Origin of the sequence: Arenimonas sp. (genome assembly GCF_036275555.1) — a bacterium.
Lineage (GTDB): Bacteria > Pseudomonadota > Gammaproteobacteria > Xanthomonadales > Xanthomonadaceae > Arenimonas.
On record NZ_DASUDO010000001.1, the window covers coordinates 16,189 to 29,738 of the forward strand.

The following is a 13,550-nucleotide window of genomic DNA, read 5'->3' on the forward strand; positions in this document are numbered from 1 at the left end:
CGCGGCTGCGACTGCGGCGAGCACGAACGGGCGCAGGGGCGTCATGGTCTCAACTCACCTGAAGGCGCAGCCGGACTTGAGGCCCAGCTTGCCGAAGAACATGGCCGCCGGGCAGAAGCCGGTGAACGCCGCCTGCAGCAGGTTGAGGCCGACGAAGGCGGTGAGCAGCAGCCACAGCGGGCTGAAGAAGTAGGACAGCGCCACGCTGGCGAGGATCATCACGCCGGCGAAGGCCATCACGGCACGGTCGATGTTCATGGGAGGGGCTCCGGAATAGGCGGGACCGGCGACTGCACCGGCGCCACGTATATTAGTGATATCTTAATTAGGCTTCAAGCATAATGTGGCCGTCCCCATCGAGGTGCCCCGACATGCGTCAAACCGTCCAACAGCTGCTGGCCGAGGCCAAGGCCAAGATCCGGGAAATCGACGCGGCCGAGCTGCGCGCCCTGCAGGCGCGCGGCGTCCCGGTCGTGGATGTGCGAGAACCGGCCGAATTCGGCGCCGGGCGCATCCCGGGAGCCAGCAACATCCCGCGCGGCGTGCTCGAGTTCGAGATCGACGGCCATCCGGCCGTGAATGGCACGCGCGACCCGGCCCTGGCCCATCGCGACCAGCCGATCGTGCTGTATTGCCGCAGCGGCGGCCGTTCGGCGCTGGCGGCCGAGGCGCTCAAGCGCCTGGGCTTCGCCGAGCCGTTGTCGCTCGCCGGCGGCTACCTCGGCTGGACCGAAGGCGGCGGCAAGGTGGAAGGCGCATGAGCCCTTCCCGCGCCAAGGCCCCGGCCACCAGTCCCGGCCAGCAGATGCAGGCCCAGGCCGAAGCGGCGTCAGAGCTGCTCAAGGCCATGGCCAATCCGCAGCGCCTGCGGGTGCTTTGCCTGCTGATCGAGCGCGAGATGTCGGTGGGCGAGATCAACGCCCTGGTCGACCTGAGCCAGTCGGCGCTCTCGCAGCACCTGGCGGTGCTGCGCGAGAAGAACCTGGTCAGCACCCGGCGCGAGGCCCAGACGGTGTACTACGCGGTCAGCGACGGCCTGGTGCACGACATCATCGAGACCCTGCACGCCGCCTTCTGTTCACCCGGCCGGACCGGCTGAGCCGGCCCGCCGGGCGCGCCTTCAAAGCGCCTTCGCGGCGGCGACGACGGCGTCCGCGGAGATGCCGAAGTGCGCGTACAGCTGGTCGGCCGGCGCGGAGGCACCAAAGGTATCGATGCCCACCACGGCACCGTCCAGGCCCACGTATTTGTGCCAGAAGCCGGTGACGCCGGCCTCGACCGCCACGCGCTTGCGGCACCACGACGGCAGCACCGCCTCGCGCCACTCCAGCGGCTGGCGGTCGAACACCTCGGTGCTGGGCATGGAGACCACGCGCGCCTTGATGCCGTCACCGGCGAGGCGGCGCATCGCCTCCATCGCCAGCTCGACCTCGGAGCCGGTGGCGATGAGCAGCACGTCGAAACGCGCCTCGCCCGGGTCCGACAGCACGTAGCCGCCGCGGGCGATGTCGGCCACCTGCTGTGCGGTGCGCGGCTGGTGCGCCAGGTTCTGGCGGCTGAAGACCAGGCAGCTCGGGCCATCCGCCCGCGCGATTGCGGCCTGCCAGGACACGGCCGACTCGACCGCGTCACAGGGGCGCCAGACGTCGTTGTTCGGGATATAGCGCAGCGCGGCCAGGTGCTCGACCGGCTGGTGGGTGGGGCCGTCCTCGCCCAGGCCGATCGAGTCGTGGGTGAACACGTGGATGGCGCGGGTCGGGATCAGGGCCGACATGCGCAGCGCATTGCGCGAGTAGTCGGAGAACACCAGGAAGGTGGCGTCGTAGGGAATGAAGCCTCCGTGCAGCGCCAGGCCATTGGCGATGGCGCTCATGCCGAACTCGCGCACGCCGTAGTGCACGTAGTTGGCGTTGGCGTCGTCGGACGTCACCGACTTGCTGCCCTTCCAGAGCGTGAGGTTGGAGTGCGCGAGGTCGGCTGAGCCACCGATCAGCTCCGGCAGCAGCGGCGCGAAGGCCTCGATCGCCATCTGGGAGGCCTTGCGCGAGGCCACGACCGGGCCGTCGAGCTGCAGCTTCTCGATGTAGGCCCGGGCGGCCGCCTCGAACTCCTCCGGCAGCTCGCCGCGCGAGCGGCGCACCAGCTCGGCGGCCTGCGCGGGGTAGGCCTTGGCGTAGGCATCGAACAGGCGGTTCCACTGCTCCTCGCGCACCAGCCCGCTGTTGCCCGCGCGCCAGCCATCGGAGATCGCCTGCGGGATGTCGAACGGCGCGTGCGGCCAGCCGAGCGCAGCGCGGGTCGCGGCCACCTCGTCCTTGCCCAGCGGCGCGCCGTGGCTCGATTCCTTGCCGGCCTTGCCCGGGGAACCGAAACCAATGGTCGTGCGACAGCAAATCAGGGTCGGCTTGCCGGTCTCGGCCTGCGCGGTCTTGATGGCCTGGGTGATCTCGACCGGGTCATGGCCATCCACCTTGCGGATCACCTGCCAGCCGTAGGCCTCGAAGCGCGCGGCGGTGTCGTCGGTGAACCAGCCCGAGGTATCGCCGTCGATCGAGATGCGGTTGTCGTCCCAGAACGCGATCAGCTTGCCCAGGCCCCAGGTGCCGGCCAGCGAGGCGGCCTCGTGCGACACGCCTTCCATCAGGCAGCCGTCGCCCAGGAAGACCCAGGTGTGGTGGTCGACGATGTCGAACTCGGGGCGGTTGTAGCGCTGCGCCAGCAGCTTTTCCGCCAGCGCCATGCCGACCGCATTGGCCAGGCCCTGGCCGAGCGGACCGGTGGTGGTCTCGACGCCCGGCGTGTGGCCGAATTCGGGGTGGCCCGCGGTCTTGCTGTGCAGCTGGCGGAAGCGCTTGAGCTGCTCGATCGGCAGGTCGTAGCCGCTCAGGTGCAGCAGGGCGTAGATCAGCATCGAGCCGTGGCCATTGGACAGCACGAAGCGGTCGCGGTTGAACCACTTCGGGTTGTTCGGGCTGTGGCTCAGGAAATCGTTCCAGAGCACCTCGGCGATGTCGGCCATGCCCATCGGCATGCCGGGATGGCCCGACTTGGCGGCCTCCACGGCGTCGATGGCCAGGAAGCGGATGGCGTTGGCGAGCTCGCGACGGGAAGGCGTGGTCATGGGGGCGTCCAGATCGGGGCCCGGGGCCGGGCCGACGGGGCGCTATTGTCGCCGACCCGGCGGCCCGTGTCTCCGTTGCGCCGGGCCGGCCGCGGGTGCTACGCGGGGCCGGTCGCGCCCCGGTCGACCGGCTCGCTGCGGCCGATGACGACCGAGCCGACCATGTCGCCGCCGACGTTCACCACCGTGCGGCACATGTCCAGCAGGCGGTCAACGCCCAGGATCAGGCCGATGCCCTCGGGCGGAATGCCGAACATCGCCAGGATCATCGCGATCACCGGCAGCGAGCCCCCGGGCACGCCGGCCGCGCCCACGCCGCCGAGGATGCACATCACCAGCACCAGCCCCTGCTGGAAGAGGGTGAGCTCGACGCCGAAGAACTGGGCCAGGAACAACACCGTGATGCCCTCGAACAGGGCGGTGCCGTTCATGTTGGCCGTCGCACCCAGCGTGCAGACGAAGCGCGCCACGCGCCGCGGCACGCCCAGCGCCTCCTCGGTCACCTTGAGGGTCGTGGGCAGTGTGGCGCTGGAGGACGAGGTGGAAAAGGCCGTCAGGATCGCCGGCTGGGCGTTGCGGAAGAACACCAGCGGCGACATGCCGCCGAATACCCGCAGCAGGATCGGGAACACCACGAAGAAGTGGATGCCCAGCGCCAGCAGCACCGTGAACACGAACCGGGCCAGCTGCACCAGCACGTCGAAACCCAGCTTCGAGGTGATCGAGAAGAGCAGCGCGGCCACCGCGTACGGCGCCAGCTGGATGATCCAGTCGATCAGCTTGAGGCAGATGTCGTAGACACCCTGCGTGGCGGCCACGAAGGCGCGGGTGCCGTCGCTGCGGATGACCGTGGCGGCGATGCCGAACATCAGGGCGAAGAACATGACCGCGATCAGGTCGCCGTTGGCCGCGGCCTGCACGGGATTGCGCGGGACGATGTTGAGCAGCACGTCGAGGCCGGACACGGCCTCGCGGCCGGCGGCGATCTGCGAGGCGCGCTCGCTGGTCTGCGCCATCAGCTCCTGCGCGAGCTCGGGTGGGATGCCGCGCCCGGGCTGGATCACGTTCACGGTGACCATGCCGATCAGCACCGCGATCGTGGTGACCGCGAGGATCCACGCGAGGGTCTTGCCGCCGATGCGACCCAGTGACTTCGGGTCGCCGATCTCGACCACGCCCAGCACCAGGGCCGAGAACACCAGCGGAATCACCAACATGAACAACAGCCGCAGGAACACCTGGCCCACCGGGTCGGCGACGTACTTCACCAGCGCCTCGAGCCAGGCGGCCTCGGCGAACAGCAGGTTGGCGACCAGGCCGAGGCAGACGCCCACGACGAACCCGATGAGCATGCGGGTGTGCAGCGGCAAAGATGGCATCGGCAATCCTCCGGCGGGAACCCTTGGGAGATTACACCAAGGACGCCGGATCCCAGGGATTCGCGAGCAGCTGCGCCAGCGTTTGCGGGCGACCCACGAGGTAACCTTGCGCGTATCGGCATCCGAGCTCGCGCAAGGCCTGCAGTTGCGCCGGCGTCTCGATGCCCTCCACCACGATCTCCGCACCGAGCGCACGACCGAGGTGGACCGCACTTTCGACGATCGCCATCGCGCGCGGCGAGTCGAGCATGTCGTGCGAGAACGACTGGTCCACCTTGATGGTGTCGAACGGCAGCCGGTGCAGGTGGCAGAGGTTGGCGTAGCCGGTGCCGAAGTCGTCCAGCGCCACCCGGATGCCATGGCGATGGCACAGTTCGATCAGTCCCGCGGCAAGCCCGTAGTCGAGCACGCCGCTCTCGGTGATCTCGAGCTTGAGGCTGCCTCGCGGCAACCCGGCGGCATCGACGCGGGCGACGATGCGTTCGATCAGTCCTGGATGCGCCAGCTGGCGCGCGGACACGTTTACCGCCACGAACGGCGACGGGTCGGCGCCGGCGTCCACCAGGCGCGCAATGGCCAGGCAGGCGGTGTCGATCACGTACTCACCCACCGGCACGATGAGCGAGGTCTCCTCCGCCAGCGCGACGAATTCCGCCGCCGAGATCGGGCCGCGTTCGGGATGGTCCCACCGCACCAGGGCCTCGTAGCCGGCGATGCGGCCCAGCGGCACATCCAGCAGCGGCTGCAGGCTGAGTTCGAGCTGGCCCTCGGCCAGGGCCTCGCGCAGCTGTGCCTCCAGCCGGATGCGGCTGATGCCAAGCCGCTCGGACGCGGACAGCGCATCCGGCGCGGCCTGCTTGCCCTGCAGCGCAGCCAGGGCGCCGCGGTAGCGCTTGAGCTGGCCCTCCAGCAGGGAGCGGATGATCGGATCGGTGGCGGCGAGGCGCTCGGCGATCTGGTGACGGTCGATGGCGAACAGCACGCAGTCGTCCAGCGCCCGGGCCGTGGCCGTGCGCGGGGACTCGTCGATGACGGCCATTTCGCCCACCAGCTCGCCCGGACCCAGGACGCTCAGGATCACGTCGCGACCGCGCTGGCGGGTTCGTACCTCGATCTCGCCGGACTCGATCAGGAACGCCGTCCCCGGCTCCTCGCCCTCGCGGAACAGCACCTCGCCGCGAGCCAGCCGGATCCTGAGCTTGGTCATTCTTGGTTTCCGTCCGCCATGCCCTGCATAACGAAACAGGGCCGCTTGCGCGGCCCTGTCCGTGGCTCGATGCGAGGCTGGAATCAGCCGCCGCGCGACACCGGCAGGATGCGCGGGGTCACGAAGATCAGCAGTTCGGCCTTGTCGCTGCTCTTGGACTTGTTCTTGAACAGGTTGCCTAGGACCGGCAGGTCGCCCAGGAAGGGCACCTTGCGCAGGTCTTCGCGCGAGCTGAACTCGTACACGCCGCCGACCACGACCGTCTGGCCGTTGTCGATCAGCACCGCGGTGCTGACTTCGCGCTTGGAGATCTGCGGCACGAAGCCACCGGCGGGGTTGGAAATCAGCTCGTCGACTTCGTCCTTCTTCACCATCAGGTTGAGGTAGACGCGGCCGTCCTGGGTGATGGTCGGGGTGACCTTGAGTTCAAGCAGCACTTCCTTGAACTCGACGGTCGCCGTGGCCACCGCGCCCGGCGTGGTGGCCGGCTGGATGGTCAGGTAGCCAACCTCGTCGCCCTGGCGGATGACCGCCTCGCGCTGGTTGGCGGTGATCACGCGCGGGTTCGACACCACTTCGCCGCGGCCCTCTTCCTCGAGCGCGGACAGCTCGAGGTCAAGCGAGATGTCGCTGCGCAGGATGCTGAGGTTCAGCAGGCCGGCCGGCGTGCCCACCGGCAGCCCGACCTGGAAGCCGGAGTCGGTGGTGGTCTCGCCGGCGGCGGCACCGGCCGGCAGCGTGCCGACGCGGTCCTGGACGCCGAAGATCACGCCGAGCTCGCGGGCGAACACCTCGGACGCGACCACGATCCGGGCCTCGATCAGCACCTGGTCGACCGGACGGTCGAGGGTGGCGAGCAGGGTACGGATTTCTTCGATCTTCTTGGCGGTGTCGATCAGCAGCAGGGTGTTGGTGCGGTTGTCGAAGCTGACGCTGCCGCGGGAGGACAGGAAGCCCTTGGTCTGCGGGGCGCTGCCGCTGCTGGTGCCGCCGGAGCTGGAGCGGCTGTCCTCGGTGAGGAGGCGGGCGATGTCCTCGGCGTTGCCGTAGTTGACCGGGATGTACTCGGTGACGAGCACTTCACGCTCTTCGTTGGCGATGCGGGCGTCGGCCTTGGCCTTCTCGAAGTCGGCGATTTCCTTCTGCGGGGCGACCCAGACCACGTTGCCGTCACGGCGCTGGTCGAGCTGCTTGGCGCGAAGGACGATCTCCATGGCCTGGTCCCAGGGCACGTTGATAAGGCGCAGGGTGACGTTGCCGGCGACGGTGTCGGAGGCGACGATGTTGAGGCCCGACTCCTCGGCGATCAGCTGCAGCACGGTGCGCACCGGCACGTCCTGGAAGTTGAACGTGACCGGGCGCCCCGCGTAGCGCTGCGGCGCCGACGGACCCGCCACGGCACCCGCGGCGCGGGCCGGGGTGGCGGCGGCGATCACGGAACCGCGCTTGGGCGCGATCTCGATCACGTACTCGTTGCCGGTCTGGTAGGCCATCGACTCGTAGGCACCGTTGGTGTTGATCACCAGGCGGGTGCTGCCGGCGTTGGCGTTCGGCTCGAGGCTCTCCACCGGGGTGGCGAAGTCGGTCACGTCCAGGCGCCGGCGCAGGTTCTCCGGGATGCTGGCGTTGGCGACGTCGACCACGACGCGGTTGCCCTCGTTGCGCATGTCGGCCGTGGCGCCGTCGTTGTTGAAGCGCAGGACCACGCGACCGGCGCCGTTCTCGCCGCGACGGAAGTCGATGTTGGCGACCTCGATATCGGAGGCGACTCGCTTGGTCGGGTCGGCGACGCCGGCCAGGGCGTTGGTCTGCTGGGCGCCGGCATCCACCGTCAGGACCAGCAGGTTGCCGGCGCTGCGGGTTGTGTAGGACGCCGGGCGGAACAGGTCCACCACCACGCGGGTGCGGCCGTCGGCTTCCACCGCGGAGACCGCGGAAGTGGCGCCGCTGCCGATCACCACGCGGCGCTGGGTCATGCCGTTGGTGGTGTCGGGGATATCCACGGCGATTCGCGGCGGAGTATCCGTCGTGAACGCCTGGACGTCGCCCACCGGCTCTGCGAACTGCAGGGTGATGTCGACCTTGCCCCCGGGGGCCGATGCGTAGCGGACGTCCTGGAGGACGTTCGCCGCCATGGCCGACAGCGACGTCGTCAGGCCGACGGCGAGCGCTCCCATGGCCAGCAACCAAGTGCGCTTGGTGCCCATCCCCTCGCCGATCGTTTTATTCGCGGTCATCGTGCATTCCCCCAATCAATTGTCTTCAAGGGCGATTTTGGCTTGACGCTCAAGCCAACCGCCGGCCCCATCAGGTACGAGTTCGACCATCTCAATTCGGTCCTCGAAGACCGCCGTGATGCGACCGTCGCTGAGCCCCATGTAGTTGCCCGGCCGGACCCGGTAGGTAACGCGGTCCGGACCCATCACCAGGCCAATCACCGCGTCGCCGGCGCCGATCGTGCCCACCATGTCCAGGCTGTCGAGCGGGAAGGCCTCGAGGACCTCCTTGCGGCGGTTCGGATCCGGGCGCAGGCCGTTCTCGCCGTCCTGGTCCGCGCTGGGCTGGCTGAACGGATCGCGCAGGTTCTGCGCGGCGTATTCAAAGGTCTCGAACTGCTTCATCACCGGGAGCGGATCCAGCGGCGGCGCCGGGCGCGCCTTGACCTCGGCCACCCAGGCCTCGAGGTCGCGACTGCCGCGGGTGCAGGCGGAGAGGGAGACCACGACCGCGGCCAGCAGCAGGCCTTGGGCGATCTTGCTGTAGTTCGGAGCAGCCATTACTTCACCTCCCCGGTGGAGCCCGCGCCGGCGGCGGCTTCCTCTTCCTCGTCCAGGTAACGGTAAGTCTTGACCGTTCCCTCCAGGACCAGGGTGGTGTCGCCATCACCGCGCGGCTTCAGCTGGATGTCGTGCATGGTCATGATGACCACGCGCGGCAGCGAGGCCACGCCGCTGACGAAAGCGCCGAACTGGTGGTAGGTGCCCACCATGCGCAGCGAGATCGGCTTCTCGGCGTAGAACTCGAGCTGGGTCTCGGCGCCCGGCTGGAACAGTTCGTTGTTGATGCCGCTGGCCAGCGCCGTCTGCGAGACGTCGACGATCAGGTCCGGCATTTCGTTCTTGCTGGGCAGTTGGCGAAGCATCTGCTGCAGCATCACTTCCATCTGGGCCAGCTGCTGCTTGAGCGGCTCGAGGTTGGCGGCGCGGCCCTGCTTGCCCTGGAACTCCTCGCGCAGGGTGAGCTCGGTGTTCTCCTCGGACTGCAGCGTCAGGCGCTGGCCGCTGACCTTCAGGTACCAGACCAGGCCCACCACGACCACGATCAGCAGGATGCAGGCGCCGATCTTGACCTGGAACGGCCAGGCCCCCGAATTATTGAAGTCCAGGTTGCGGAGGTCGACTTTCTTGCTGCTCACGGCGCACCTCCGGCGACGGCCGGCGCCGGGGCGGCCGCGGGCGCGGCTTCCTCTTCCACGGCGCTGGGATTCTTCAGGGTCACCTTGAGCGAGAACATGTTGGGCAAGCCCTTGTCCTCGCCCTTGGCCTCGATGATGCTCAGGTCGGGGCTGGCCATCCAGCCGGACGACTCCAGGTTGCGCATGTACGAGCTGACGCGGGCATTGGACTGCGCGCGACCCTCGAGCGTCAGGCTCTGGCCGTTCTGCTTGATCGAGGTGAGGCGGACGCCCTCGGGGATGGTGCGCACCAGCTCATCGAACAGGTGCACCATCTGCGAACGGCTGGCCTGCAGCTGCTCGATGACCTGCTTGCGGGCGAGCAGGTTGGCCTTCTTCTTGTCGAGCTCCTCGATTTCCTTGATCTGCTGGTCGACGAGCACGATCTGCTGGCGCAGGTACTCGTTGCGATTTTGCTGACCTTCGATCTGGCCGCTGTAGTACATGACGATGAGGAAGCTAAGGAGCAGCGCGACCACGGCCGCGAGGCCGAGCATGCTGACGAATTCCTTCTGGCGCTGCTTGCGCCGCTCCGCGCGCCAGGGGAGTAGGTTGATTCTGGCCATTAGTCGAAGCTCCTCAGGGCCAGGCCGCAGGCGATCATGAGCGCGGGGGCGTCCTGCGCCAGGGCATGGGCCTGGACGCGGGGGCCGAGCGCCATGTTGGCGAGCGGGTTAGCGATGACGGTGGGCACGCCCAGCTGCTCCTCCACGAGGTTGGCGATGCCGGCGATCGACGCGCAGCCGCCGGCCAGAACCACCTGGTCGACGCGGTTGAAGTCGCTGCCGGCGTAGAAGAACTGCAGCAGGCGGCTGACCTGCTGGACCAGCGCTTCCTTGAACGGCTCGAGCACCTCAACCTCGTAGCTCTCCGGGAGGCCGCCCTGGCGCTTGGCCAGGCCCGCCTCGTCGTAGCTCAGCCCGTAGCGGCGCATGACTTCGTCGGTCAGCTGCTTGCCGCCGAAGACCTGCTCGCGGGTGTAGATGCTGCGCTGGTTGCGCAGGACGTTCAGGGTGGTCATGGTCGCGCCGATGTCCACCAGGGCGACGATCGCGTCCTTGGGCACCGACAGCTGGTCGGCGACCAGCTTGAAGGCGTTCTCCATCGCGAAGGCCTCGACGTCGATGACCTTGGCGGTGAGGTTGCCCAGCTCGAGCGCCGACTGGCGCAGCTCGACGTTCTCGGTGCGGGAGGCGGCCAGCATGACCTGGACCATCTCCGGGTTGCCGGGCGCCGGGCCCAGGACCTCGAAGTCGATGCTGACTTCGTCGATCGGGTACGGGATGTAGTTGGCGGCCTCGAGCTGCACCTGGTCCTCGAGGTCGTCCTCGTCCAGGTCGCCCTGGATCGGGATCACCTTGGTGATCACGGACGAACCCGAGACCGCGGCCGCGGCGTGCCGGGCCTTGGTCCCGGAGCGGGCCACGGCCCGCTTGATCGCCTCGCCGACGGCCTCGACCTCGACGATGTTCTTTTCGACCACGGCGTTGGGAGGCAGGGGCTCGACCGCGTAGTGCTCGACGCGATAGCGCCCGCCCGACTCGGTGAGCTGCAGAAGCTTGACGGCCGTGGAACTGATGTCCAGGCCGACGAGCGGTGTCTTGGTATTTCCGAAAAGACCCACGGTTTCTCCCCTTCCGACGGGCGCTTACAAGCGATAGGTGCGCCGTTACATTAAATAACGAAAAATTGCCAAATGGCAATGCCCCCCCGTTTTTGGACGTCGGGACCCCTGTTCAGCTTGCTTCGCGCTCCCCTTCCTAGACGCAATCGGACCCGGAAACCGGCCTCCCCCAAGGCGGCTCCCGGCCATGCCTCGTTCTATACTCCCTGCCCCATGTCGATGTAAACCTCGGGAGAGGCCCTGGATGGCCCGTTTCGTTCGCCTGCTGCGCCGGTTGCTCTACTTTTTCGCCGGCCTGGCCCTGTTGGGCATCCTCGCCCTCGGGGTCCTCTACTGGCTCATCGCCCCCCGCCTGCCGGACGTCCAGGAGCTGCGCAACGTGCAGCTGCAGGTACCCCTGAGCATCTACACCCGCGACGGCCAGCTGATCGCGCTGATCGGCGAGACCCGCCGATTCCCGGTCGACATCGAGGAGGTGCCGGAGCCGGTGAAGCAGGCCTTCATCGCCATCGAGGACGCGCGCTTCTACGAGCACCCCGGCATCGACTGGCGGGGCATCACCCGCGCGGTCTGGCTGCTGGCGACCACCAGTGACCAGCGCGTGCCCGGCGGCAGCACCATCACCCAGCAGGTCGCCCGGCAGTTCTTCCTGAGCGCGGAGTATTCCTACACGCGCAAGCTCACCGAGATATTCCTGGCGCTGAAAATGGAGCGCGAGCTGTCCAAGGACGAGATCCTCGAGCTCTACCTGAACAAGAGTTTCTTCGGGAACCGGGCCTATGGCGTCGCCGCCGCCGCGGATTACTACTACGGCAAGTCGCTCGACCAACTGACCCTGGCGCAGGCCGCGACGCTGGCCTCGATCCCGAAGTTCCCGTCCAGCGGCAACCCGATCATCAACCCGGACCGCGCGCTGGTGCGCCGCAACTACGTGCTGCTGCGCATGCGCGAGGAAGGCATGATCACCGTGGCGCAGGAGCGCGCGGCCCAGGCCGAACCGATGGACGCCAGCCCGCATGAACCCAAGGTCGAGGTCGAGGCACCTTACGTCGCCGAGATGGTGCGCGCCGAGATGGAGCAGCGCTACGGCGCCGAAGCCACGACCAGCGGCCTGAGCGTCTACACGACGCTCGACGGGGCGCACCAGCTCGCCGCGGCGCAGTCGGTGCAGTCGGGCCTGCTCGAGTACGACCGCCGCCACGGATACCGCGGCCCCGAGGCCCAGCTCGACCTGGCCGACGGCGAAGACGAGGCCGCGCTGCGCCAGCGCCTGCGCCAGTACCCGTCCCTGGGCGGGCTGCGCGCCGGCATCGTCACCGGCTTCGAGGGCGAGGCCGCCCGCCTGTTCGTGGCTGGTGCCGAGCCGGTGCTGCTGGACGCCAAGGCCACGCGCTGGGCCGGCAAGCCGCCGCGGCAGTTGCTCAAGCGCGGTGACGTGGTGCGCTACGCGGCGCTGCCGGTGCCGACGCCGGCCAAGCCCGCGGCCGACGCCGATGCCGACGCCGACGTGCCGCCGCCCGCGACCGAATGGGTGTTGGCCCAGGTGCCGCTGGCGCAGGCCGCGCTGGTGTCGCTGCAGCCCGAGGACGGCGCCATCCGCGCCCTGGTCGGCGGCTTCAGCTTCGGCCTGAACAAGTTCAACCGCGCCACCCAGGCCCAGCGCCTGCCGGGCTCGAGCTTCAAGCCCTTCGTCTACGCGGCGGCGTTCGAACGGGGCTTCTCGCCGTCCAGCATCGTGCTCGACGCGCCGGTGGTGTTCCGCGACCGGGCGGGCAACGTCTGGCGCCCGCAGAACGACGCCGGCAACTTCGCCGGCCCGATGCGCCTGCGCGAGGCGTTGGTGCAGTCGCGCAACCTGGTGTCGGTGCGCCTGCTCGATGCCATCGGCGTGGATTTCGCCAGCCGCTACATCACGCAGTTTGGCTTCAGCCAGGAGAGCCTGCCGCCGAACCTGTCGATGTCGCTGGGCACGTCGTCGCTGACGCCGCTGTCGATCGCGCGGGGCTATGCGGTGTTTTCCAACGGCGGCTTCCGCATCGACCCGTGGTTCATCGACAAGGTGCTCGACCGGAATGGCCAGGTCCTGAGCCAGGCCACGCCGGCGCGCGCCTGCCGCGGCTGCCCGGGACGGGCCGCCGGCGAGGCCCGCGCCACCACCGTGGTCGACGGTTTTGACTTCGGCAACGCGCCCGCCCCGGCCCCGGCGCCCGAAGCCCCGGCGGCTGCGGAGACCGTGCCCGTGCCCGAGGGCGAACTGGTGCTGGCGCCGCGCGCGATCGACGAGCGCACGGCGTTCCTGGTCCGCTCGCTGATGAAGGACGTGGTCAAGCGCGGCACCGCCACTGCCGCGCGCGTGCTCGAGCGCGAGGACATTGGCGGCAAGACCGGTTCGACCAACGATTACCGGGACGCCTGGTTCTCGGGCTTCGGCGGCGACCTTGTCACCACCGTCTGGGTCGGCAAGGACGACTTCAACCCGCTGGGCCGGGGTGAGTACGGCGGCCGCGCGGCGCTGCCCATCTGGATCGGCTACATGCGTGCGGCGCTCGACGGCGTGCCGGTGCAGGAGCCGGCGGTGCCCGCGGGCATCGTCGTCGCTTCGGTGGACGCCGGCAGCGGCCGCATCGTGCCCGAGGGCACGCCCGGCTCGATCGTCGACTACTTCAAGACCGAGGAGTACGACCGCGTCAGCAGCAGCGGCTTCGACCTCGATCCGGAGCTGAGCAACGAAGAGGCCTTCGACATCTTTTGAGGGCCCGGACGAA

General features: G+C 68.7%; 12 protein-coding genes. 3 read left to right on the top strand and 9 right to left on the bottom strand.

What is annotated here, in order from left to right; genetic code table 11:
- Window positions 1–54: 54 nt before the first annotated feature.
- Window positions 55–258: a DUF2892 domain-containing protein gene (locus VFV21_RS00075; protein WP_329667544.1), complete on the bottom strand. Its 204-nt coding sequence runs from the start codon at window positions 256–258 to the stop codon at window positions 55–57.
- Between the two features lie 113 nt (window positions 259–371).
- Between VFV21_RS00075 and VFV21_RS00080 the strand changes: the two genes are divergently transcribed.
- Together VFV21_RS00080 and VFV21_RS00085 are read left to right on the top strand one after the other, a co-directional pair.
- The gene (locus tag VFV21_RS00080; RefSeq protein ID WP_329667545.1) at window positions 372–761 is read left to right on the top strand and encodes a rhodanese-like domain-containing protein; all 390 of its coding nucleotides are present in this window, start codon (window positions 372–374) and stop codon (window positions 759–761) included.
- Window positions 758–1,099, top strand: a complete 342-nt coding sequence (locus tag VFV21_RS00085) for a metalloregulator ArsR/SmtB family transcription factor (protein WP_329667546.1) — start codon at window positions 758–760, stop codon at window positions 1,097–1,099. Before VFV21_RS00080 ends, VFV21_RS00085 begins: the two co-directional genes overlap by 4 nt.
- A gap of 21 nt (window positions 1,100–1,120) precedes the next feature.
- Here VFV21_RS00085 and tkt read toward each other — a convergent pair whose 3' ends face one another.
- From tkt to VFV21_RS00125, 8 genes are all read right to left on the bottom strand, one after another.
- Window positions 1,121–3,121: a transketolase gene (gene tkt / locus VFV21_RS00090; RefSeq protein WP_329667547.1), complete on the bottom strand. Its 2,001-nt coding sequence runs from the start codon at window positions 3,119–3,121 to the stop codon at window positions 1,121–1,123.
- Between the two features lie 98 nt (window positions 3,122–3,219).
- Window positions 3,220–4,500 carry a dicarboxylate/amino acid:cation symporter gene (locus VFV21_RS00095; RefSeq protein ID WP_329667548.1) on the bottom strand — a complete coding sequence of 427 codons (1,281 nt, stop codon included), beginning with the start codon at window positions 4,498–4,500 and terminating at the stop codon, window positions 3,220–3,222.
- 31 nt (window positions 4,501–4,531) lie between these two features.
- Window positions 4,532–5,707 carry an EAL domain-containing protein gene (locus tag VFV21_RS00100; RefSeq protein WP_329667549.1) on the bottom strand — a complete coding sequence of 392 codons (1,176 nt, stop codon included), beginning with the start codon at window positions 5,705–5,707 and terminating at the stop codon, window positions 4,532–4,534.
- A gap of 83 nt (window positions 5,708–5,790) precedes the next feature.
- Window positions 5,791–7,944 carry a type IV pilus secretin PilQ gene (pilQ, locus tag VFV21_RS00105; protein WP_329667550.1) on the bottom strand — a complete coding sequence of 718 codons (2,154 nt, stop codon included), beginning with the start codon at window positions 7,942–7,944 and terminating at the stop codon, window positions 5,791–5,793.
- Between the two features lie 15 nt (window positions 7,945–7,959).
- Window positions 7,960–8,484: a pilus assembly protein PilP gene (locus VFV21_RS00110; protein ID WP_329667551.1), complete on the bottom strand. Its 525-nt coding sequence runs from the start codon at window positions 8,482–8,484 to the stop codon at window positions 7,960–7,962.
- A complete protein-coding gene (locus VFV21_RS00115) occupies window positions 8,484–9,122 on the bottom strand; it encodes a type 4a pilus biogenesis protein PilO (protein WP_329667552.1) in 639 nt (212 codons plus the stop codon). The genes VFV21_RS00110 and VFV21_RS00115 overlap by 1 nt, the downstream gene beginning before the upstream one ends.
- The gene (locus VFV21_RS00120) at window positions 9,119–9,727 is read right to left on the bottom strand and encodes a PilN domain-containing protein (RefSeq protein WP_329667553.1); all 609 of its coding nucleotides are present in this window, start codon (window positions 9,725–9,727) and stop codon (window positions 9,119–9,121) included. Before VFV21_RS00120 ends, VFV21_RS00115 begins: the two co-directional genes overlap by 4 nt.
- Window positions 9,727–10,785, bottom strand: coding sequence for a pilus assembly protein PilM (locus tag VFV21_RS00125; RefSeq protein WP_329667554.1), 1,059 nt, complete (start codon window positions 10,783–10,785; stop codon window positions 9,727–9,729). The genes VFV21_RS00120 and VFV21_RS00125 overlap by 1 nt, the downstream gene beginning before the upstream one ends.
- A 244-nt stretch (window positions 10,786–11,029) precedes the next feature.
- Between VFV21_RS00125 and VFV21_RS00130 the strand changes: the two genes are divergently transcribed.
- Window positions 11,030–13,537 carry a penicillin-binding protein 1A gene (locus VFV21_RS00130; protein ID WP_329667555.1) on the top strand — a complete coding sequence of 836 codons (2,508 nt, stop codon included), beginning with the start codon at window positions 11,030–11,032 and terminating at the stop codon, window positions 13,535–13,537.
- Window positions 13,538–13,550 lie beyond the last annotated feature (13 nt).